The sequence below is a fragment of the Methanoculleus chikugoensis genome (genome assembly GCF_900095385.1).
In the GTDB taxonomy this organism is placed as follows: Archaea; Halobacteriota; Methanomicrobia; order Methanomicrobiales; family Methanoculleaceae; genus Methanoculleus; species Methanoculleus chikugoensis_A.
This window is the reverse complement of record NZ_FMID01000026.1, coordinates 1-20624: the sequence shown is the minus strand read 5'-3', so window position 1 is coordinate 20624 and position 20624 is coordinate 1. Positions and strand designations below refer to the sequence as shown.

Sequence of the window (20624 nt, the reverse complement as noted above, 5' to 3'; positions counted from 1 at the left end):
TTACCTAAACAAGGTATTAATGAGACGAAGATCATCTTCTACGTGAGTGATATGGCTGAAGATATGTATGCATTCAGCAGACTGGACGGCGCCTTTCAGCGCACCAAAAGCCTGCTCTGGCCGATCAGGTGGGATGTCTGGCTCCGCCTGGCCCTGATTGCGCTCTTCGTGGGAGGGGGCGTAAGTTTCCCGAACACCTCCGGATATACCTTCGAAGAAGGCGACCTCCCCCCGGGCGTCGTGGAGTCCCTCCCCGATATCGCGCCGCTCATCGTGGCGTTTATCCTCATCGTGCTTGTGATCGCTCTCATCTGGTGGATTATCGGAACGGTGATGCAGTTCGTCTTCGTCGACATGCTCCGGACGGGTGATATCCATATCAGGCCCTTCTTCGGAGAACGGCTCGGAAAAGGGGTCCGGCTCTTCCTCTTCCAGGTCGGCCTCACGCTGATCCTGATCCTCGCCATGATGGCGCTCATCCTCATGCTCGTCGGGATCGGGGGGTCGGGTGTCGGCGGTGCTGCATTCATCCTGGTCTTCATTCCGTTCATCCTGGTTGCAGCCCTCCTCTTCGGAATCATCTTCCTCCTGACCAACGACTTCGTCGTCCCGATCATGATCCACGAGGACTGCGGGGTCATCGAGGGCTGGCGTCGGCTTTTCGGGACGATATCGAACAACGTCATGCAGACCCTCGTCTACATCGTCACCAGGCTCGTGCTCGGCCTCATCGCCGCGATCGTGCAGGCAGTCCTGGTCATCCTTGCAATGGTGATCATCGCGATACCGTTCATCCTCGTCGGGATCGTGCTTCTCGCCGCAATCCAGGCGAATATTGTGCTGCTCCTCGCGCTCCTCATCCCCTACCTCGTCATCGCCGTCCCGGTGGCGCTCCTGATCGCGGTGCCGTTCGTCACGTTCTTCCGGTACTACGGGCTGCTGGTGCTCGAGGGGCTCGCCCCGGGGTGCCGTCTCCTCCCCGAATAACCTCTTTTTAGACCGAGAACGAAGGCAACGGCATTTTCGTCCGTCTCAATGATCGTCACGCAGGGCAGCCCGTTGAAGAGAAAGACTCTTCCACTTTGAAACCATGAATCCCGATCAGCATGGTCGTCGAACCGCTGGTGATCCTTGCCCTGGCGCTTGCGCCGGGGGTGTTCTGGGCGTGGTACTTCTACCGCAGGGATAAATTCGAGCCCGAACCGGCGGCCCTGATCGTGAAGATCTTCCTCCTCGGCGTCCTCGTCACGTTTCCCGTCGCCTTCGTCGAGGGGTTCTTCGGCCTCTTCATCGCATCCCCGCTGATCATGGGCGCCGTTATCGCGCCCATCGTCGAGGAGTACGGCAAGTTTGCGGTCGTGCGCCGGTTCGCCTACCATAACCCCGAGTTCGACGAACCGATGGACGGCATCGTCTACGCCGCAGCCGCCGCTCTCGGGCTCGCAACGCTTGAGAACGTCCTCTACGTCTTTACGGCATACCTGACATCGCCGGCGCTTGCCCTCGGCACGATCGCCGTCCGCGCGATCTTCTCGGTTCCGGGGCACGCGCTCTTTGCCGGCGTCTGGGGTTACGCCCTCGGCAGGGCCAAGTTCACGGCCGCCGAACGGCGACCGGCGATCGTTCTTCAGGGGCTTGTGCTCGGGATGGTGCTGCACGGTGTCTTCAACTTCCTGCTCTTCTCCGCCGAGATCGTCGCCTACGCCATGGCCGTCTTCATCCTGGTCCTGACGCCGGGGCTCTGGATCCTTGCAAACCGAAACATCAGGCGGGCGCTCGACCACGGGCACCGATAAGTGCACGAGAGCGACGTGATCGGTCTCCCGCAAGGCCGGCCATGGGCCCGGAAACACCGCCCATCACGCGATCCTGCCGGGGCGGCACCGCCCGATTCGGACCGCGCTTCGATAGCCTTATTAGCCTGAAAATCCCATGTTGTAAGGCACACAGTGCGAAAGCACAGGCGTGCGCCGATAGTGTAGTGGTTATCACTAGGCGTTGCCAACGCCTAAACCCGGGTTCGAGTCCCGGTCGGCGCACTGAGACACTTTCCTCTTCAGGTTTTTCATCCGGCATACCTGCACGAGTTTTGCAACCTTTTTTCAGAAGAGCCACAGCACCCCTCCTCCTCGGGGGGCTGAAGTGCAGGAGATCCTACCTGAATATCCGACGATACTGACCCCCTAAAGATAAGCGCGGAACATTTATCGCCGCTACCGCCCCCTCATCGCGCTGTAATGGAAGTAAAGAGGGAACTCTCGCAGTTCGACCTGACGAACATCATCGTCGGGGCGATCGTCGGCGCCGACATCTACATCGCGTCCGCGCTCACCGCAGGCCTGGTCGGCCCGTTCTCGATCGTCCTCTGGGCGGTGGCCGGGCTCTTCGCCATAGCGATCGCGATAGTCTTCGCCTACTGCAGTTATTACGTCCCCCGTGTCGGCGGACCGTTCGCCTACGTCTCGGAGGCGTTCGACGACTTTTACGGGTTCCTCACCGGCTGGAGCATGTGGATCGCGGAACTCCTCGCCCTCCCGGTCTTTGCGATCGCGTTTGTAAATTACCTCCAGGCGCTCGTCCCTCTCACCCCGGCCGCAGGGGTCGCCGTCAAGGCACTCTTCATCGGATCGTTGACATTCGTCAACATCGTCGGCGTCAGGGCCGCGGGGAGGCTGAACGATGCTCTGACGATCGTCAAACTCTCCCCCCTGCTCCTCCTCATCGTGGCGGGGCTCGGCGTCTTCCTCGTCCGGCCGGAGACGGTCATCGCGAACTACACTCCGCTGCTCCCCCTCGGGCTCGATAACGCCTCCCATGCGCTGGTCCTGATCTTCTGGGCCTACGCCGGGTTCGAGATCGGGACGCTCCCGGCCGGCGAAGTGCAGGAGCCGCAAAAGACTATTCCCCGTGCAATCGTCAGCGGGATGCTGATCGTCTCCCTCTTCTACCTCCTGACGAACTTCGTGCTTTATGGGCTCATCAACTGGACCGAACTCGACCAAAGCACCGTCCCGCTCGTCGCCGCCGGCACCATCCTCTTCGGGTCGGCAGGCGCGCTCATCATGACGGTCGGCGCCCTCTTCTCGGTCTCCGGGTCGGACGAATCGGGGATGCTCGGCAGCGCCCGGCTTGCATATGCTATGGCGATAGACGGCCTCTTTCCCCGTGCATTCGCGAAGATCCACCCGCGCTACGGCACGCCCTACGTGATCCTTATCGCCCAGGGCGCTATCGCGTTCATCCTCTCCAACGTCGGGAACCTCTCCGGGCTGATATCCTTCGCCGTCCTCAACCTCGCATTCTCGTTCCTGCTCACCTGCTTTGCCCTCATCGTCCTCCGGAGAGACGACGGCGCAAACCTCCGCGGGCAGCACCTCCTCCCCCTTGCAGGCATCGCCATCTGCCTTTTCCTTCTCTCCTCAACCACAACCTTCGATAAGATCGCAGGGGTTCTGGTCATCCTGGCAGGCATTCCGATCTACCTCTTCTACTCCCCAAAGACAGACATCGGCCACCTCAAAGATCTCTTCCTCTCTGAAGAGGCCGTGTTCCTGCGACGGCTCGAAGCAAAGGAGACGTACCTTGCAAACCTCCTGGGCCTTCTCCGCACGGTCTTTCGATGGGTCGGGCGGCCGCGAACCCGGGGGTAACGGTTATCCCGCAAACCCGGACCGGCCGGGTGAACCGGTTCCATAGACCCCGGATCCCGGTCGTACCGTCGCATCACGCAAAGGGATGCTTCGCCGTATCCTTCTGTGCAAGCACCTCGGCAACCGCCGGTTCGCCTTTGACAGCCCGGCGGATGGCGGTCTTTGTCGCCTCGTAGTTCCAGTCGTAGATCTTCTTCTTCTCCGCCGCATCCCACTCGATGAAGATCGATGCTATGATCAGCAGGTTATCAGCCTCCGCCTCCGGGATGATGCCCTCCGCGACACTGTCCACCACCGCCTTCGCGACGGCGGCCTGGGCCGGGCCGAAGATCAGGAGAGCCTGGCCCGCATTCTTGATCGTGACTTTGTTAACCATCAGCGTCGGGGGCTTTGCCGGAATATTCGGGGTGAGCACGGCAAGGAGCGGGGTGTGCCCCCGTGCAGGAGATGCGAGCGCCGTGACGAATGCCTGCTCCACGCTGCTCCCTTTCCTCCCGATGACCAGATCGACGTGGGCAACCTCCGGCCCTTCGCCGACGAGCGCTTCTCCGATGAGTGCATGTTCGAAATCAACCATAGTCTGATACCTCCTGAACAGGATTACGCCGGTATGGATGCATGAAGGTAATAAAACGTTGCGGAGCGTGGACCCTGCCGCGAGCGGGAACCGCAAGCAGTCGTCCCCCATGCTGTGCCCTGGTTATATGCGGTCGTCATACCGCCTATCCGCACGCACCAGGCAGGTACGGCCGGCGGCCGGGCCGCACGGAACGCCGCCGGGCCTGCAGAGATCATCCATGGTCATCCGGTGCTTCCCGAACCATACCCTTATATTTCCCGCTCCGTAGTATACCCAAAAACGCAACCTTGAGAGGGTTGCATCGTCTCAATCTGCGCCCGGCGCACCCGCCAAAAAAGGGGTGTTCCGGGCGCGTACCGGATCTATCGGGGGGCTGTCGTGGACTCGATCAGGATTGCAATCGTGGGCGTCGGGAACTGTGCCAGTTCGCTGTTACAGGGGATCGAATACTACCGGGGGAAGAGCGAGAAGGACGCAATCGGGCTGATGCACTGGGATCTCGCCGGCTACCGGCCGTCCGATATCGAGGTGGCTGCGGCGTTCGACATCGATGCGAGGAAGGTGGGTAAAGACGTCTCGGAAGCCATCTTCTCCCCTCCGAACTGCACCACGACGTTCTGCCGAGAACTGCCGAGAACCGGTGTCGCCGTCCGGATGGGGCGGGTGCTGGACGGTTTTCCCCGGCACATGCAGGATTATCGGGAGGAGTGCAGGTTCGTGCTCGCCGACGAGGAGGAGGCGTCGCGCGAGGACGTCGTCCGGACACTCGAGGACTCAGGCGCCGAGATCCTGCTCAACTACCTTCCCGTGGGCTCCGAGGAGGCCGCACGGTTCTATGCCGATTGTGCGCTGGAGGCGGGCGTCGGCCTCGTCAACAACATGCCGGTCTTCATCGCGAGCGATCCGGCCTGGGCGGCAAAATTTCGCGAACGCGGCCTTCCGGTCATCGGCGACGACGTCAAGGCCCAGCTCGGCGCGACGATCACTCATCGCGTTCTCGCGAACCTCTTCCGGCAGCGGGGAGTGAGGCTCGACCGGACGTACCAGCTGAACACCGGCGGCAACACGGACTTTCTCAACATGCTCAACCGGGACCGCCTCGCCTCGAAGAGGACGTCGAAGACCGAAGCGGTGCAGTCGGTCCTCGAAGTGCCGCTCGACGACGACGATATCCACATCGGCCCGAGCGACTACGTCTGCTGGCAGAAGGACAACAAGGTCTGCTTTCTCAGAATGGAAGGGCGGCTCTTCGGGGACGTTCCCATGCACCTCGACCTCCGCCTCTCCGTCGAGGACTCGCCCAACTCCGCAGGGATCGTCATCGATGCCATCCGGTGCTGCAGGCTCGCCCTTGATAGGGGTGTCGGCGGGCCACTCATATCACCGTCCGCCTACTTCATGAAGCACCCCCCGGTGCAGTTCCGGGACGATGAGGCCTGGCACATGACCGAGGAGTTCATCCGGGGTGCCCGGGACGACTGAAGGGGAACGTCACTCGATGAGGACGAGCCCTACCGAGGTGATGTTGCCGTGCTCGATCTTCCCGTACTCGAGGTCGCGGCAGGGGACGACGTGCAGGTCCCACCCGACCTTCCGGGCGGTGGAGAAGACGTCGATCCCGGCACCCTCCATCGTCGGGCGGACGAGGTCCATGTGCCGGCAGAGCCTGCGGATGCTCTCGTCGACGACACCTTCGTGCTCCTCGGCGACGCAGTGCAGGTGCTCGCAGTAGATGCACGGGTATCCCCCGAACCCGAAGGCCTTCGGGAAATCGTCGTAGAACGCCGTCTTCTCGAGGAGGTGCACCGTCGAGTTCACCCAGAGGATGAGGTCGCGGAAGAACGGGTGGAAGTCGAGCGGTATCTCGTCGGGTTTGAGGTCGGGGTGGCCGGGGATGCCCTCGAACCGGAGGAGGAGGGCAGTGCCGTACTCGCCGAGCAGCCGCCCCGTCTCGGCGGGGGTGGGGGCGTAGGGCGGGCAGGACATGTGTTTTCCATAGCCCTTGTACCCGAACCGGCACTTGAACCGCACCCACTCCGCGACGACCACATCATGGGCCGCTATCCGCCGTGCTTCCGCCCCCCGCTCCTGTGCAAGGGAGGAGAGTTTCTCGATCTCCTCCTCAACTTCGCGTCTCATCGCCTTTGCCTCGATGAGGGGTATCTGCCGGTTCCGGGTATTTATGGGTAGCGCGAGGGAGAGGGGGTTCGACGGCGGGGGGTGAGTGAGAAGGGAAGGTATGGGGACACTCAGGAGGAAGGCGTGCCGGAGGTACGAGTGCAATAGATGAGTGGGCGTGAGATGGCGTTGGGATTGCTATCGTGGCAAATAGGACAAGCAGAGCGATGATATACCCCGGTACACAGAATCGTGGGGGACTACGGAAACAGTAGAAATTGCCATAAATACCCATACGCTGGACCGCGGAAATATCACCATGCACGGGGGCGGAGACAGGGGAGGGGGGATGCTCCCCCCTCCCCGTCAGCCCCTCCCCCAACGGCGATAGCCCATGGGAATCCGTGTCCGGGGATTTGAGGCAATGAGTTAAAGAATAGGCGCATCACTCAAAAAAAATAAGCAGCTCAAGAACCGAAACCAAAGACCACCGCCACAGGCAGCAAGGTTCTCACTCCGATCACCTAAACCCGCTCCCACCCGGTGCAGACGTCCCGTCCGGGATCGAGGAGCACGTCGTGGGGGAGACCGATGAGCGAGACCGCCGCGAGCGCCCCGATGACGCCCCGGCCGCCGTGGAGGTGCGCCCCGAACCGCTCGGCGGCCCTCTCGGCCTCTTCCCGGCCGATCACCGCCTCCCTCGCGCTCCTCCCGTAGGCCCGGAGTGCGCCGGGCACCCGGAACCCCTGCCGGACGGCGATGCCCCACTCCGGGGACGCCGCCTCCCCGGCAACGAACCGCACGGCGGCCTCCTCGATCCGCGGCACGAGATCGGGATCCACCGCGAGCTCGATGCAACTGCACGAGTTCCCGGCCGTCCGGGCCTCGAGCCGGGGATTGAGCATCGCGACGCGGTGACCGATCGGCATGACGCCGTCGAGTTTCGCGAGGTGCTGGAGGAGGGCGAGGGCAAGGGCGAACGTCGCGCCCTCGGTCCCGGTATCGGTGTCGTCGATCCCGACGGCGACGTAGGCGAGCGCCCGGGTGACCACCTCGCCCTCGACTACCGGCCCTTCGCGGCGGACGGTGACGCCGCAGACGCCTTCGGCGAGGGACATCATATCGGTGAGCGAGTAGGCCGGGCCGCCGATGGACCGGATCTGCTGGCGGACGTAGCCGTCCTCGTGGAAGACGCCGACGATCCCGACCGCCGGCGCGGGGTCGAGCCCGACGGCCACCTCCCGCCGCCCGAGGCTTGCCCGCTCGCGAAGCAGCGTCCCGTCCCGGCGGACGGACTGCAGGGCGCCGCCGGCACGGGCGTGGTGGAACTCGCAGAAGGCTGCACACCCCCCGCTCATGCACTCGTGATAGATCTCGACCTCGCCGCCGTCGACCGTGGTGAAGATCCGGCGGCAGGCGCTCTCCGGCATCACGCTGCTCGCCGCATACCGCGCCGCGTGCCGCCCCCGCTGCTCCTCCGTGACGAGGACGCACCCCTCCTCGATGAGACGGTTCACCCAGTCCTGGACGGTGCTCCGGGGGGTCTCGGTCGCCTCAGCGATGTCGGCCACCGTGAAGTAGCCTCTCTCAAGCGTCGCCTGACGCATCAGCCGCAGGTACAGTTTTCTCCGCTCAAGAACCCTGGACATGCCGCTCCCGGATGTAGAGGAGATCGCCGATCACGGCGCTGGCGGTCTCGGTGGAGCCCGCGCCCTTCCCGATGAACGTCAGGTCCCCGGCAAGGTCCGTCTCCACGGTGACCGCGTTGAGCGTCCCTTCGACGACGAGAGGGTGCTCTTTTGCAACGATCCGCGGCGAGACGCGGAGCACCCCGGCCTCCGGGACGATCTCGCCGATGAGCCGGATGGTGCAGTCCTGGTCTTCCGCAAGCCGCAGGGCCTCGGGTGTCAGGAGGGTGATCCCCGTCCTCTCCACGTCGTCGAGCGTGGTCTGCATATCGAGGATGGTGTTTGCGAGGATGACCAGTTTGATGCCTGCGTCGATCCCTTCGACGTCGTAGGTGGGGTCGGCTTCGGCATACCCGAGCTCCCGGGCCTCGGCAAGGGCCTGCTCGTAGGTGAGGCTATCCTCGCCCATACGGGTGAGGATGTAGTTGCAGGTGCCGTTGAAGACCCCGTAAAGCCGGGAGATGGTGTTGCCCGCAAGCCCCTCCTGCATCGCGTGGATGAGCGGGATCGCTCCGCAGACCGTCGCTTCGTACTTCAGGAAGACGCCGTTTGTCTCTGCAAGCGCCCGGAGTTCCGGGTAGGCAAGGGCAATCGGGCCTTTGTTCGAGGTGACGACGTGTTTTTGCCGCCGGAGGGCTCCCCGGATGTGGCCCAGCGCCGGCTCGCCGTCGTCCACGTTCGTCGGGGTCACCTCGACGAGGACGTCGTAATCCGCCTTTGCCACAACGTCGCCGGGGGTGACGTCCGGACCGCCGCAGGGGCCGCCGTTCTCCTTCCGGGCAAGCGCCGCCGCGAGGTCGATCCCGGCCGGATCGATGATCCCGCTCCTTGAATCGGCAAGGCCGGTGACGGTGATATCAAGGTTTTTTGCAAGGATTGACCGGGCGATGCCCCGGCCGACGGAGCCGAACCCGAGGATGGCGATCCGCATCATGTATCCTCCAGGGGTTCGATGATGAGGAGATTCTTCTGCTCCGCAACGCTGCGCAGGATCCGGATCGCCTTCTTCATCTCCGTCCGGGTGGTCGAACGGATGGTGATGCGGGCCGAAGACGGGGAACTGATCGCCGGCATGACGAGCGAGAGCTCCGTCACCTCGGCCGAGCCGGTCGTGTCGATCCGGCCGACCGTGTCGGAGAGATCCGTGTGCATCAGGTGCCCGATCATGATCAGCGTGCATTCATAGAGGAGCCGCTCCTCGTCGATGCGCACGACGTTGACGCCCTGCTCGCGGAGCAGTTCAAGGAGCCTCGAAAGACGCCCCTCGGGGAGTTCCAGCACGATCTGGACATCCAGCGCCTCCGTAGCCGCCGGAGTCTCCCTCTGGTGGATAACCGCGATGATGTTTCCCCCGACGGCCGAGATCGGCTGGAGGGCTGCAACCAGCTGTCCGGGTCGGTCCCTCATCTCGAGCTTCATAGATACCTGCAAAAAACCACCTGCTGAATAGTTGACCTGCCGGAGAGATAAGCCTTGTACCCCGGAACAACCCCTCGATGGGAGTGTGCCGGAAAAATTAGTGCGGGATGTTTTATTACTTCACCGACCCGGGTGCGGCGGTGACGATTGGGAGCGACCGGGCAAACTCGGGAAGGAACTCGGCAGGAATGCCCATGACGAGCTCGTTGTCCTCGATTCCCGAGAACCGGCGCGAACCGTCGCACCCGAGCGAGTAGTTGATCTTACCGGAGAGATAGGGCAGCGCGGTCGCGTCCGCACAGACCGACTGGATCCCCGACATCGTGGATTCGATCCGCCCTCCAAGCAGATAGAGCGTCGTCTGCGCGAGTTTCAGCATCGCCCGCGGGTTTGCAACGATGACGACGACGTGCGGATCGAACGGCGTCTTCTCGAGCGGCGCATAGACGGTCGCGTAGGTCTCGAGCTCCGGGACGTGCGGCACCTGCCGGATGGTCCGCATGCAGGCGGCCCAGCTCTCGAACTTGCCGAGTTTGTAGTAAAACTCTCCCGAACGGAGGCTCGGCGTGAGTTCCTTCAGCCCGAGCGCCCAGCCGCCCCCCATGCAGACGTGTTTGTCGGCGGTCGCGTAGAAGATCTCACCGTTCAGCCGTGCCCTGCTGATCATCTGGCAGTGGCGGACGGTCTCGTCGATCGGCCCGACCCCTTCGGGGATGCCGTCGGGGTTCTTTGCGAGTTTCACCGCGACCGGTGAGCCCCGCAGGTTGAGGGCAGTCTTGAGCGTCTCTGCGATCTCCGCGTAGGGGATCTCCGTGCGCATCTGGTCTTCCATAATCGTGCTCACTCCTCTGTGGAGATATTCCCCGCGGTCACTCATAAAATCTCTGTTCGAGGTATCGGCAGGGTCAGAGATTGCGCAATTTATGGTTCACCTTCTCAAAGAAGGGCTTGCCCGTATGGACGAAGAGCGCAGGCTGATCCGATTTTTTGACCGTGAGAGTGGCCTCTTTTGCGAGCTCGAACGTGCTCTGCCCATCGATGACGAGGTGCGCCGGTTTCTCGGTATCGAGGGTGATCTCAAGCGTCCTCTGGGTGCTGATGAGATGGGGGCGGGACGAGAGCATATACGGCGCGAGCGGTACGAGGAGGAACCCCTCTATCTGCGGGTCGACGATCGGCCCTCCCGCGCTCATGGCGTAGGCGGTCGAACCGGTCGGGGTCGATACGAGCAGGCCGTCGGCCCTGAACCGCTCCGCGGGCGTTCCGTCGACGTAGACGCCGAACCGGAGCATCTTCGCCGGACGGTCGGTGACGACGAGCCCCTCGTTGAGGGCGTCGCCGAGCAGTTCCCCGTTGACGGAGAGGCTGACCCGCATCCGGCTCTCGACACGGAACCCATCCGTGTGGGTGGCGAAGAACGCTCCTGCTTCGTCGGGTTCCAGGTCCGCGAGGAATCCTACCTCGCCCCAGTTGATCCCGAGGACCGGAACCTGCTTCTTCATCTGGTGGACGGTGAGGAGAACCGATCCGTCGCCGCCGACGACCACGACCAGGTCGCCGCCGATCTCCTCGAACGGGACGCCCTCTTCTCCGAGGTGTTCCGCCGTGCCTTCCTCGAACGTAACGTCGTGCCCCAGATCTTCGAGTTCCCGGGCGAGCGACGCGGTGTAGCGGAGCGCATCCGCCTCATCGATGCGCGATACAAGGACAATCTTCATGCGCGGTTCACCTCAGGTACTCGATAACCTTGTTGTGCACGATGCCGTTCGTGGCGACGAGGCTCCGTCCGACGGAGACCTCATCGGGGAAGACAAGGGCGTTTCCTTCGAGATCGGAGACCGTCCCACCGGCCTCCTCGCAGATCAGCATCCCCGCCGCTGCGTCGGTGACCCGGAGCGTCCCTCGTAGGTCGATAAAACCGTCGATGCGGCCGCATCCGACGTAGCAGAGCTCGAGCGCCGATGCACCGAGGAGGCGCCAGCGCCGGATCTTCCGGCCGATCATCTGGACACGGGTCGGGTCGAACTTCCGGCCGTAGACGCTCATGGCGCTCTCTTCGAGGAGCGAGACCTTCGAGACATGAATGGGACGGCCGTCGAGGCTTGCCCCCCGACCCCGGACGGCGCAGAACGTCTCGCCGGTGGCGAGGTTCTGGACGTATCCCGCCTGAACGACCCCCCCTTCCGCATACGCGATGGAGAGGGCGTAGAACGGGATCCCGACCACGGCGTTGTAGGTGCCGTCGACCGGGTCGAGGAAGATGGTGCCGCTCTCCCCGTCCATCTCGGCGCACCCGAGTTCTTCGCTGATCAGGCGCCGGCAGAAGGGGTGGCACGTGAAGTAGTCCACGATGATATCCTCTGCGACCTGGTCGATCTTCTTGGTGGGCGTGCCGTCCGCGCCCATCCTGACGTACGCCCCTGCCTCAGGCGTTCCGGCCATGCCGGTCACGGCATCCCGGACAGCCCCTGCCACATCGTCACACGCCCGGATGAACTCCATCAACTCTCCTCGTTCCGTCTCGTATTCTACGGTGTATTTATGTACTGCAATCCAGATACATTAATCACGCGTTTGTTGAGTGAGACAATATGAAGGAACAGACAGAAGTTGGGAAACTGAAAGAGGGACGTTACGTCGTTGTAGATGATGAGCCTTGCAGGATTGTCTCCATCGCCATCTCCAAGCCGGGGAAGCACGGAGCGGCGAAGTCCCGAATCGACTGTATCGGCATCTTCGACGGCGTCAAGCGCTCGATCGTCCAGCCGGTCTCGGCAAAGACCTACGTGCCCGTAGTGGAGCGGAAGATGGCGCAGGTCATCTCGATCGCCGGCACGACCGTCCAGTTCATGGACGTCAAGGACTTCGAGATGTTCGAGCTCAATCTGACCGAGGAGCAGGTCGCCGGCCTCGAGCCGGGTAAGGAGATCCCGTACATCACATCCCTGGGCAAGAAGAAACTTGAGTGACCTTTTCTGGCTTACGAAAACGGGCATGCACGAGCTCGCCCATCTCCATTTTGCGGATGCGGATGCGTCATACGAGGATGCCCGCTACGCCGTCTTTGGCGTGCCTTACGACGGTACGACGTCGTTTCGGCCGGGGACGCGGTTCGGGCCCCGGGCGATCCGGGAGGTCTCGTTCAACTTCGAGTCCTACGATCCCGCGACCAAAATAGACTTTTCTGAAGTGCCGATCACGGATCTCGGCGACCTTGCGGTCTCCCGGCTGCCCGAGGAGGTCGCCGGAGAGGCCGCGGACGTCGCGGGGGATATCGTCCGCGACAACAAGGTGCCGGTGATGCTCGGCGGCGAGCACACCGCGACTGTCGGCGCGGTCCGGGCCGTCCGGCCGGATGTCTATGTCGTCTGCGACGCTCACCTGGATCTCCGGGACGAACTCGACGGGACGCCTTACAGCCACGGGTGCGTCACCCGGCGCGTCCTTGAAGCGGTCGAGGACGTCGTCATCATTGGCGCCCGGAGCGGCGATCGCGAGCAGTTCGAGATTGCGGCGGAGAGGACGCACCTCTACACCGCCGATACGGTGCGGGAACGGGGGATCGACGCCGTCCTCCGGGAGGTGCGGGAGCACGTTGCGGAAAGGAGGATCTACCTCTCGATCGACGCAGATGCGATCGACTGCTGCCTCACCCCCGGTCTCGGGACGCCCGAACCGTTCGGGATGACGCCGCTCGATATCCGGGAGGTCGTGCGTGCCCTCGCGCCGTACGCCGCAGGGTTCGATTACGTGGAGGTCGCGCCGTTCGATTCCGGGCAGACGGCGGCGGTGGCGGCGCAGATCGTGCGGGAGTTCATCGCCCGGCACTGGCTCGCCGGGCGGTGAAGATCCAGATTCCTTTCTGCTATTCTCGTCGATGGCGTGTTCAACGGAGCGCGCTCCCTCTCAACGATCCGGGGATTATATTCGGGAACCGGACGTCCCCAGAGCTTCACCAGCCTGCAGAGGCTCTGTACATCTCAAGGTATCGGGCGCAGGAATTGTTGGCGTTCTAGAGGATGCATCGATAATATTAGCCTTTTGGCATATCGAGGCCTCATCTGGAGCCCGGCCGCCCTGGAGAGAGTGATCCGCCTCCCCTGTCGGTTCTCCTCGCAATCAGGCTCCAATTCCATACGGCTCCCTCAGGAAACGCGACCTCTCCCTACATTCCCGGAGCAGTAATCATTATAGTTGTATATCCACAACTACTCCGTTGTATGCCGTTGGTCAAGCGGCCGATCGCCCATGAGTTCGCGGCAAAGGCACGAGAGGCGTGCGGAGACGCGATAGAAGAGATCATACTCTTTGGCTCTGTAGCCCGGGGAGATGACCGGCCGGACTCAGATATCGATATCCTCGTAATTACGCCTGAAGAGGACTTTCGACTTCGCGAATTTCTCACCGGACTTGCTTTTGATCTGCTGATGCAGACGGGCGAGCGAATCTCGGTCAAGGTACTCTCCCGTGCCGATGTTGCGGCGCACCGGCAGTATCCCTTTGTCAGACATGTTCTCCAGGACGGGGTGGCGGTATAAAGGATGGGTGATCAGTCTGTTATAACAGCGCTTCTCAGGAAATCGCATCAACGCCTCGATGCGGCGCGCATCCTCTGCACCGAAGGCCACCATGAAGACGCGATCAACCGGGCCTACTACGCAATGTACCTTGCGGCTCTTGCTCTTTTGCACCGAAAAGGTGTAGAGATAAAATCTCATGCAGGGTTGATCTCGGCTGTCGGTTCTCTCTATGTTAAGACAGGGGAACTTCCCCCTGAACACGGACGAGCGTTGAACCTGATTGAAGAACTTCGGGAAGAAGTGGACTACACGATCTGCCGGGAGATTATGCGAGAAGAGGTGGTGTCGATCATCACTAAGGCAATGGATTTCGTCATGTGTGCAGAACTGATCTGCGCAGAAGATTATACGAATGAGTCGCCTTCCTCGCACTAAGACTTTTGATATCTAAGAGACCCTTAACGAGAGCACTGGTCTCCACCGTCCATCCCATCAGGGCAACTCGCCGGGCAGATTCAGGCATTCTTAATGTGACCGCTCGATATCCAGAAGGTGATGTGGGCTCTTGCGCTACAGGTTGCGGGGCTCGGTTACGTGGAGATCGCACGTTTGATACTGGGCGACGGTGGCGGCGCAGATCGTGCGGGAGTTTATTGTAAGGCACTGGCTCGCCGAACGGTGAAACTCCGGAACCTTTCGGCACTTCTTATCACGCCCCCTCCAGGGGAGGGCCGGGAGTTGAGCACCGGGAGATATAAGAAACGACTTCCTGAAAAGGAAGGAGTTCGATGGGCGTCCCCTTCCCGGCAAATGCGGCTTAGGGCAACCGCATCCTTATGTACCTATGTATGTCTCCGGCACCTGGATCTTCAGGTGGTAGGAGTCGATGCACCGGGTGTTGACGACGAAGTAGTAGTCGTGGTAGCCCTCGTAGAAGGTGCTCACCCACTGCTGCTTCTTGAGATCGGGCTTATCCTTCACCGCCAGGAAGTCGGCGAAGTTGAGGGTGAAGACCCGGACGAACCGGTTCGGGTCTTCGGCGTCCATGACCTGGCAGTTGAAGAGCGGGATCTCGTCGTTTGAGGTCGCGATATCCGAGTAGTCGAGCCGCCAGATCGGGAACGGGACCCGGACGATCCCGGTCGTCCCCGACCATTGTCCGTCGATCGTCGCGTAGGTCACCCATCGGGTGACGCCTGACGCGGTCTCCGGCGGAAAGGCGGTCATGTTCGGGCTGCTCTCCCCGGCCGGGATCTGGTAGGTTGTCGGGTCGACGAACCCGAGCGGCCTGGGCTTCCCGTCCCAGGTGGGCACCGGGGTCGGCGTCGGCGCCGCAGTCGCAGGGGGCATCGTGGGCGTCCATGCCGGGGTTATCGCCGGCTCCGGCTCCCCGGCCCCCCAGAGCGCCGTCGGTTCGCCGGTCGCCGCCGGCTTGACGATCAGGGCCAGCACGAGGACGACCACGATGCCCAGAACGACGTAGGTAAAATCCTGCTTCTTCGTCATATCCAGCTCCTTCTTCCCCTTCGATTGGGACCATCCCGTGCGGCCGATCCGCCTCTCCGTTTCCGGTACCCGGAAATTGCATTATATTTCCCATTTCGAAACGTTTTTTCCAAAACGGGGCGGTCATCCGCGTGGTTTTTCGGTACAGGTATCGTTGTACCTCCGGCTACAAATACTTGTCTGAGACCGATGCGGGCCGTTAAAAGGGATTTTATACGGATTCATTATCAAAAAGGGCAGTTTTCAAATCCCCTACTGTTTGAATAACTTTTTATACAGGCTTACGCATATACTCAAAAGAACCGTATTGTTCCGGATGATAGGCTCATTCGGACTCCGGTAACAGGAGGAAACGTTTCATGAGCAAAATGATGAGAAACGAAGACGCATTCACCGGCCTTGAGGCCGCGATCGTCCTGATCGCCTTCATCGTCGTGGCCGCAGTCTTCTCGTATGTCATACTCGGCGCCGGGTTCTTCGCGACCCAGAAGAGCCAGGAGGTCGTGCATACAGGCGTTGCGCAGACGAGCTCGACGCTCGAACTATCCGGGCCGGTGATTGCCCAGGCATCGAGTACGGCCTACCTTGGAGAGGTGAGCTTCTACCTGCAGCTTGCAGCCGGCGGATCGCCGGTCGACATGACGAAGGTGACCTACACGGTGGCGACAACGGAGCATCTCGTGACGTTTGTCGATGTGGATTCTAAATCCGAGGGACAAACCAAGGTAAAACGGGAGTTCGTCGGGAAACAGAAGAATGATAACCACCTTCTCGAGAAACACGAGATGGTCATGATCACGATCCCGCTGACCGGTGAGGGCGACAAGGGGTTCAAGGGTAAAGCGATCGGGCCCAACGTTCGGTTCAACATCGACATCAAACCGGATATCGGTGCAGCGCTCCCGATGACGAAGACCGCGCCGCCGGCACTGATTGGAAACGGTTACTACGAGTTGTACTGAGGTGATGAAAGATGAGAACTTTATTCAAGGATGATAATGCATTCACCGGCCTTGAGGCCGCGATTGTCTTGATCGCGTTCATCGTCGTGGCCGCGGTCTTCTCGTACGTCATACTCGGCGCCGGGTTCTTCACGACACAGAAGAGCCAGGAAGTCGTCCACACCGGCGTGCAGCAGGCAAGCTCCAGCATGGAGGTCATCGGCAACGTCTACGGAATTTCGACGACTGGAGGCGAGAACCTGCAATACATCAAGTTCACCATCGGCAACACCGCCGGGGGCACGGCACTTGATGTCAGCAAGATGGTTGTAACCTACACCGATCCAGAGACACGGTCTCCGGATGTCAAGTATAATTCGACCGGTAATGCTGATAGCCTAAAGGTGGCATCAGGAAAAATGAAGAAATCACCCGATTTAGAAGATGACAGCGATAAATTGGGCGAGTGGTGCATTCTCGAGAAGGTAAATGCAAACACTGATACGATCCTTGAGCCCGGCGAGCAGTTCATCATCGGCGTCTCGACCCCAGGGACCGCAAAGGTGAACGTGCCGTTCACGGTCAACCTGCAGCCCTCTGTGGGTGCGGTCTTTGCGCTGAAGAGGACGGCTCCGGCAGGGATCTACCCGGTAAACATCCTCTATTAATCTCTTTTTTTCGGGTTCTTTGTGCGAACTCTTACCCGGCGATACAATCCACCAGCTCGCCCGGTAACGCCCTGCTTTCCCCGGCAATGGGTTAATGACGATCGCTTCAGGGTATTGTATCTACCATTGCTCATGGAAGACCAACCAGACATGGAGATGGCCCTCCACTCTCCGTACTATCCCCCCACCAGGCAGATGGACTTTCATGCGCGCCCGGTCTTTTACTCGGCACCGTGAATATCTTCCATGAAGTTCTCCCGGTCCGGCGAGTGGACGATTTTTGAGAGAGATCATTTTTATGTCGGGTTGTGCATATACTCCATGTAATCGTTTCGATCCAGAAAGGCGTTCGCCCGGATCCCGATAACAGGAGGAAAGGTTCCTTGAGCAGGTTGATGAGAAAAGAAGATGCGTTCACCGGGCTTGAGGCGGCGGTCGTCTTGATCGCGTTCATCGTCGTCGCGGCGGTCTTTTCGTACGTGGTGCTCGGCGCCGGGTTCTTCGCGACGCAGAAGAGCCAGGAGGTCGTGCACACGGGCGTTGCGCAGACCAGTTCGTCCGTAGAGGTAGTCGGAGACGTTATCGGGATGGCAAATGTTGCCGATAAGCGTCTCGAAAGTATCCTGTTCACGGTCAAGCTCTCGCCCGGTAGCGGTGCCATCGATTTTGATAACGTCGTGATACTCTATTCGGATGCAAACAACGTCAAAACCCTGGCGAGAACGACAAAACCCGGCAGCACGACCACAAACGTCGGCGCAGGCAGCGGGTATGCCTCCCGTGGGGAGTGGTATATCTACGAACGGCTGAACAGCAATGACGATCTTCTCCTTGAACCGTTTGAGCAGTACACGCTGACGGTGGGAATTCCGGATGATGTCACTGTGGGGATCGACCATCAGTTTACCGTGGAGATCAGGCCGGCGGGCGGCCAATCGTATGCGATTACACGAGTAACGCCCTCACGATTCATGGCAGTTAACATACTTCGATGGTAACCGGTTCAACTCCCCCCCGATATCCATCCATTTTTGAGTGCGCGAGATGCTCCCGCCCCGGCGAAGAGTATCAGGACAATTGTCTAAAAAAACCGGGACTCAGAGGTTTTCCAGCCCCGAAACCCCGATATTGTGCTGGAAGAACGCTTCGACGAGTGGGATCCAGAGCGGGTAGCCGTTGAACTTCGCCACGGAGTAGAGGAAGACCATCATCAGCTGCCACGTGAACGGTACGGCGACGAGAAGGAGCAGGACCGCTGCAATCCAGGCGTCCGGGATGCCGAACCGCTTCTTCACCGCGATGAGGACAAGGGCTGCCGCGAGCAGCGCGAACGTGATCTGCGTAAAAAACATCGTGTAGCCGGGGTACTGGCCGCCGTAGGGCTGGATGAGCATCATCGCAACGAGCAGCACCGGCGCCACGACCCCGATGGCGGCAATCTGCCAGAACGTCCTCCGCTTCGGCTCGACGCCACCGTTAAAGCGCGATATGGCATAGATCCCGAGCAGCCCCGCGGGCAGGTAGAATGGGGCAAGGTAACGGATATCCGGGACGATGCCGTGGCTGGCGTTCAGCCCCGGAAGGCTCCGGGTGTAGGCGACCCAGACGGCGCAGGCTATGACGACGAGGAAGGCCACCACCGCGAGGTTTTGCGGCCGCTCCCCCCTCCGCCAGTCCAGGTAGATCACCGGGAGCAGGATGATCGCGAGGACGATCAGCGGCGAGACCGCGACGAGGCTCATGTTCCCGGATGCCGGAGCAAAGAGGATGCCAAAGATATCACCGGGCAGGGTCGACCACGACGGGGAGAAGTGGTTTGCAAGGACCGAGAGGAAACCCGAGATCCCTCCCGGCGGTGCCGGGACCGATTGGACGACACCGTTTACGGCCTCGCCCGCACCGATGATCTCCTCTCCCGAAGCACCGGCGAGGAGCTTCTTCTCGTAGACGTAGAACGCGGGCACCAGGGGATTTCCGGTCACGAGAGCGTTGTTTATGAGCAGGGGGATGGCCCCTATGACCGTAGCAAGGGGTATGCAGAGCGCTCTGACAGCCTCCACCGGAGGTTTCTGCAGGAGGCCGCGGGAGACCTGGAGCGCGACGTAGTAGAGTGCGGCAAAGACGAAGACCGTGAACCCGACCTCCGGCCTTGCCCACGCGAGCAGCCCGATGAATGCAAACCCGAGCGCGGCATCCCGGAGACTCCCGTACCGGATGTAGCGCACCAGGAAGAGGACGACCGCCGCGGTCATCGCTATCAGCAGCATGTGGTCCTTTGCGTTCGCTGCCCAGAAGACGTACGACGAGCAGGCGATGCAGGCGATCGTCCCGAAGATGGAGAACCAGGTATCCTCGAAGACGATCTTGCAGATGAGATAGATCATCACCGCGAGCGCGGCAAAGAGAAGATGGTTCGTGAAGATCACCGCTGCGGTCTCAATAGGCGCGTCCGGCGCGGTGAACGGCCACGGGTAGTAGAGGGCAAGGTTTGCGAGCAGTCCTGCGAACGCCGCACCGATCACGAGCCAGGTCCACCGGACCCCGTGCCACCGTGCATACTGCGGCCGGTAAGCGTCGACCAGCACCGCCATCGCGACCGGGAGGAACGACCAGAGGAGCACGATAGCCAGCCTGAACTGGTCGCCGAAGAGGCCGAAGAACCAGAGCGCAGGAAGCGAGAGAACGGGGAGCATCATCGTGTAGCCGAGGAGGTTATGGCGGGCCTGGAAGTAGGGGCCCGGCGTCCCGTTCAGGAACGTGCCGTACTTCCCCTCGTTCACGGTTACCTGGTGACCCTCTCCGAGCTGGTGAAGCTGGTTGACGGTGATCCACTCATCGTTCAGGAAGAGCGCCGGATTCGAGAATGTTAATGTAAGGAAGAGCGCGAAGAGGAAGATGAGCACCGGTATGAGGTTTTTGCTCAGGAGGCAGGAGAGTGCCCCCTGTTCCTGCTGATTCCCGGGTTCCTCTGTCCGATCCGGTTGAGGCTTTGTTGTTGACTTTCGTCGTCGTGAACTCATGATAACCGCCCTGATGCGTAAAGAGGAGCTGAACTATGAATTAGTAATTTTTAGACTCGCCAATTTTAATATCTTCGTAAAAAGTCTTCGCATTCAAATGCGAGAAGTATATCCTGGCAGTATGAATAAAGAGAGGAATGGCACAAGCCGCGATACCCCCAAACGGCTCCCGACGAGCGCTGGAGATCCGGGAGGCTCAAGTCCGGCGTCCAGAGTATGCGGATCGCGCGGTATTTCCCAGAGAGATAATGTGCGGCCACGCCCGAACCATGTTTAATATCAAAACCGCAATATCCTGGTAAAATACACCGATTTTCATCAAAAGGGAGCGCACGAACTGCTTTAGAAAGCGATATGGTTATCCCTGACCACAAGAGAATATAGGTAGCAAGTAATGCACCCCGGCAGGGCAGCCGGAAATTCTCCGGCACCTGCCTGCGGGTGCAGACGGAGCGCTGTCGTCATGTACCGAGAACACCGGATCGCAGTGGTCGTCCCTGCGTATAACGAGGAA

Annotated in this window: 21 protein-coding genes and 1 tRNA gene; 12 read left to right on the top strand and 10 right to left on the bottom strand. The window is 61.0% G+C overall.

Annotated elements, in window-relative coordinates; genetic code table 11:
* Positions 1 to 51 precede the first annotated feature (51 nt).
* The 4 genes from L21_RS05610 (at position 52) to L21_RS05595 (ending at position 3650) form a co-directional block, all read left to right on the top strand.
* The gene (locus L21_RS05610; protein ID WP_074369518.1) at positions 52 to 987 is read left to right on the top strand and encodes a DUF7544 domain-containing protein; all 936 of its coding nucleotides are present in this window, start codon (positions 52 to 54) and stop codon (positions 985 to 987) included.
* A 119-nt stretch (positions 988 to 1106) separates the two neighbouring features.
* Entirely contained in the window at positions 1107 to 1796 is a 690-nt protein-coding gene (locus L21_RS05605) for a PrsW family intramembrane metalloprotease (protein ID WP_074369517.1), read from the top strand.
* 171 nt (positions 1797 to 1967) lie between these two features.
* Positions 1968 to 2039 (top strand) — tRNA-Gly (locus L21_RS05600).
* Between the two features lie 198 nt (positions 2040 to 2237).
* A complete protein-coding gene (locus L21_RS05595) occupies positions 2238 to 3650 on the top strand; it encodes an amino acid permease (RefSeq protein WP_074369516.1) in 1413 nt (470 codons plus the stop codon).
* A gap of 73 nt (positions 3651 to 3723) precedes the next feature.
* On the opposite strand, the gene fae is transcribed toward L21_RS05595, so the two are convergent.
* A complete protein-coding gene (gene fae / locus L21_RS05590) occupies positions 3724 to 4227 on the bottom strand; it encodes a formaldehyde-activating enzyme (RefSeq protein ID WP_074369515.1) in 504 nt (167 codons plus the stop codon).
* A gap of 381 nt (positions 4228 to 4608) precedes the next feature.
* On the opposite strand from fae, the gene L21_RS05585 reads away from it, so the two are divergent.
* Complete coding sequence (locus L21_RS05585; RefSeq protein ID WP_074369514.1) at positions 4609 to 5712, top strand: inositol-3-phosphate synthase; 1104 nt, start codon at positions 4609 to 4611, stop codon at positions 5710 to 5712.
* A 9-nt stretch (positions 5713 to 5721) separates the two neighbouring features.
* On the opposite strand, the gene L21_RS05580 is transcribed toward L21_RS05585, so the two are convergent.
* The 7 genes from L21_RS05580 to L21_RS05550 all read right to left on the bottom strand — a co-directional run bounded on the left by L21_RS05580 (position 5722) and on the right by L21_RS05550 (position 11957).
* On the bottom strand, positions 5722 to 6369 hold the full coding sequence (locus tag L21_RS05580) for a DUF2284 domain-containing protein (RefSeq protein WP_074369533.1): 648 nt from the start codon (positions 6367 to 6369) through the stop codon (positions 5722 to 5724).
* Between the two features lie 503 nt (positions 6370 to 6872).
* Positions 6873 to 7997 carry a helix-turn-helix domain-containing protein gene (locus L21_RS05575; RefSeq protein WP_074369513.1) on the bottom strand — a complete coding sequence of 375 codons (1125 nt, stop codon included), beginning with the start codon at positions 7995 to 7997 and terminating at the stop codon, positions 6873 to 6875.
* On the bottom strand, positions 7981 to 8967 hold the full coding sequence (locus L21_RS05570) for a homoserine dehydrogenase (protein WP_074369512.1): 987 nt from the start codon (positions 8965 to 8967) through the stop codon (positions 7981 to 7983). The genes L21_RS05575 and L21_RS05570 overlap by 17 nt, the downstream gene beginning before the upstream one ends.
* Positions 8967 to 9455 (bottom strand): amino acid-binding protein, encoded by a 489-nt coding sequence (locus L21_RS05565; RefSeq protein ID WP_074369511.1) that lies wholly within the window; start codon positions 9453 to 9455, stop codon positions 8967 to 8969. Before L21_RS05565 ends, L21_RS05570 begins: the two co-directional genes overlap by 1 nt.
* A 115-nt stretch (positions 9456 to 9570) precedes the next feature.
* A complete protein-coding gene (locus L21_RS05560; RefSeq protein ID WP_074369510.1) occupies positions 9571 to 10287 on the bottom strand; it encodes a DUF169 domain-containing protein in 717 nt (238 codons plus the stop codon).
* 73 nt (positions 10288 to 10360) lie between these two features.
* Complete coding sequence (locus L21_RS05555) at positions 10361 to 11173, bottom strand: NAD(+)/NADH kinase (RefSeq protein ID WP_074369509.1); 813 nt, start codon at positions 11171 to 11173, stop codon at positions 10361 to 10363.
* Between the two features lie 7 nt (positions 11174 to 11180).
* Positions 11181 to 11957, bottom strand: a complete 777-nt coding sequence (locus tag L21_RS05550; RefSeq protein WP_074369508.1) for a bifunctional fructose-bisphosphatase/inositol-phosphate phosphatase — start codon at positions 11955 to 11957, stop codon at positions 11181 to 11183.
* An 89-nt stretch (positions 11958 to 12046) separates the two neighbouring features.
* Between L21_RS05550 and L21_RS05545 the strand changes: the two genes are divergently transcribed.
* The 4 genes from L21_RS05545 (at position 12047) to L21_RS05530 (ending at position 14410) form a co-directional block, all read left to right on the top strand.
* Positions 12047 to 12424 carry a translation initiation factor IF-5A gene (locus tag L21_RS05545; protein WP_074369507.1) on the top strand — a complete coding sequence of 126 codons (378 nt, stop codon included), beginning with the start codon at positions 12047 to 12049 and terminating at the stop codon, positions 12422 to 12424.
* 25 nt (positions 12425 to 12449) lie between these two features.
* Entirely contained in the window at positions 12450 to 13301 is an 852-nt protein-coding gene (gene speB, locus L21_RS05540) for an agmatinase (protein ID WP_074369506.1), read from the top strand.
* Positions 13302 to 13675: 374 nt separating this feature from the next.
* Positions 13676 to 13993 (top strand): nucleotidyltransferase domain-containing protein, encoded by a 318-nt coding sequence (locus L21_RS05535; protein WP_074369505.1) that lies wholly within the window; start codon positions 13676 to 13678, stop codon positions 13991 to 13993.
* A gap of 3 nt (positions 13994 to 13996) precedes the next feature.
* Positions 13997 to 14410: a HEPN domain-containing protein gene (locus tag L21_RS05530; RefSeq protein ID WP_074369504.1), complete on the top strand. Its 414-nt coding sequence runs from the start codon at positions 13997 to 13999 to the stop codon at positions 14408 to 14410.
* A 399-nt stretch (positions 14411 to 14809) separates the two neighbouring features.
* On the opposite strand, the gene L21_RS05525 is transcribed toward L21_RS05530, so the two are convergent.
* On the bottom strand, positions 14810 to 15481 hold the full coding sequence (locus L21_RS05525; protein WP_074369503.1) for a hypothetical protein: 672 nt from the start codon (positions 15479 to 15481) through the stop codon (positions 14810 to 14812).
* Between the two features lie 359 nt (positions 15482 to 15840).
* On the opposite strand from L21_RS05525, the gene L21_RS05520 reads away from it, so the two are divergent.
* The 3 genes from L21_RS05520 (at position 15841) to L21_RS05510 (ending at position 18088) form a co-directional block, all read left to right on the top strand.
* Positions 15841 to 16443: an archaellin/type IV pilin N-terminal domain-containing protein gene (locus tag L21_RS05520; RefSeq protein WP_074369502.1), complete on the top strand. Its 603-nt coding sequence runs from the start codon at positions 15841 to 15843 to the stop codon at positions 16441 to 16443.
* A gap of 11 nt (positions 16444 to 16454) precedes the next feature.
* Entirely contained in the window at positions 16455 to 17090 is a 636-nt protein-coding gene (locus L21_RS05515; protein WP_074369501.1) for an archaellin/type IV pilin N-terminal domain-containing protein, read from the top strand.
* A gap of 395 nt (positions 17091 to 17485) precedes the next feature.
* Entirely contained in the window at positions 17486 to 18088 is a 603-nt protein-coding gene (locus L21_RS05510) for an archaellin/type IV pilin N-terminal domain-containing protein (protein WP_074369500.1), read from the top strand.
* Between the two features lie 99 nt (positions 18089 to 18187).
* Here L21_RS05510 and L21_RS05505 read toward each other — a convergent pair whose 3' ends face one another.
* Complete coding sequence (locus L21_RS05505; RefSeq protein ID WP_074369499.1) at positions 18188 to 19993, bottom strand: glycosyltransferase family 39 protein; 1806 nt, start codon at positions 19991 to 19993, stop codon at positions 18188 to 18190.
* Positions 19994 to 20624 lie beyond the last annotated feature (631 nt).

Excerpts from the sequence above, each read along its gene's own strand:
- L21_RS05570 (WP_074369512.1), bottom strand. The coding sequence starts at position 8,967 with ATGCGGATCGCCATCCTCGGGTTCGGCTCCGTCGGCCGGGGCATCGCC.
- L21_RS05565 (WP_074369511.1), bottom strand. The coding sequence starts at position 9,455 with ATGAAGCTCGAGATGAGGGACCGACCCGGACAGCTGGTTGCAGCCCTC.
- L21_RS05520 (WP_074369502.1), top strand. The coding sequence starts at position 15,841 with ATGAGCAAAATGATGAGAAACGAAGACGCATTCACCGGCCTTGAGGCC.
- fae (WP_074369515.1), bottom strand. The coding sequence starts at position 4,227 with ATGGTTGATTTCGAACATGCACTCATCGGAGAAGCGCTCGTCGGCGAA.
- speB (WP_074369506.1), top strand. The coding sequence starts at position 12,450 with ATGCACGAGCTCGCCCATCTCCATTTTGCGGATGCGGATGCGTCATAC.
- L21_RS05550 (WP_074369508.1), bottom strand. The coding sequence starts at position 11,957 with ATGGAGTTCATCCGGGCGTGTGACGATGTGGCAGGGGCTGTCCGGGAT.
- L21_RS05525 (WP_074369503.1), bottom strand. The coding sequence starts at position 15,481 with ATGACGAAGAAGCAGGATTTTACCTACGTCGTTCTGGGCATCGTGGTC.
- L21_RS05560 (WP_074369510.1), bottom strand. The coding sequence starts at position 10,287 with ATGGAAGACCAGATGCGCACGGAGATCCCCTACGCGGAGATCGCAGAG.
- L21_RS05575 (WP_074369513.1), bottom strand. The coding sequence starts at position 7,997 with ATGTCCAGGGTTCTTGAGCGGAGAAAACTGTACCTGCGGCTGATGCGT.
- L21_RS05595 (WP_074369516.1), top strand. The coding sequence starts at position 2,238 with ATGGAAGTAAAGAGGGAACTCTCGCAGTTCGACCTGACGAACATCATC.
- L21_RS05545 (WP_074369507.1), top strand. The coding sequence starts at position 12,047 with ATGAAGGAACAGACAGAAGTTGGGAAACTGAAAGAGGGACGTTACGTC.
- L21_RS05580 (WP_074369533.1), bottom strand. The coding sequence starts at position 6,369 with ATGAGACGCGAAGTTGAGGAGGAGATCGAGAAACTCTCCTCCCTTGCA.
- L21_RS05530 (WP_074369504.1), top strand. The coding sequence starts at position 13,997 with ATGGGTGATCAGTCTGTTATAACAGCGCTTCTCAGGAAATCGCATCAA.
- L21_RS05605 (WP_074369517.1), top strand. The coding sequence starts at position 1,107 with ATGGTCGTCGAACCGCTGGTGATCCTTGCCCTGGCGCTTGCGCCGGGG.
- L21_RS05610 (WP_074369518.1), top strand. The coding sequence starts at position 52 with ATGGCTGAAGATATGTATGCATTCAGCAGACTGGACGGCGCCTTTCAG.
- L21_RS05535 (WP_074369505.1), top strand. The coding sequence starts at position 13,676 with ATGCCGTTGGTCAAGCGGCCGATCGCCCATGAGTTCGCGGCAAAGGCA.
- L21_RS05510 (WP_074369500.1), top strand. The coding sequence starts at position 17,486 with ATGAGAAAAGAAGATGCGTTCACCGGGCTTGAGGCGGCGGTCGTCTTG.
- L21_RS05515 (WP_074369501.1), top strand. The coding sequence starts at position 16,455 with ATGAGAACTTTATTCAAGGATGATAATGCATTCACCGGCCTTGAGGCC.
- L21_RS05555 (WP_074369509.1), bottom strand. The coding sequence starts at position 11,173 with ATGAAGATTGTCCTTGTATCGCGCATCGATGAGGCGGATGCGCTCCGC.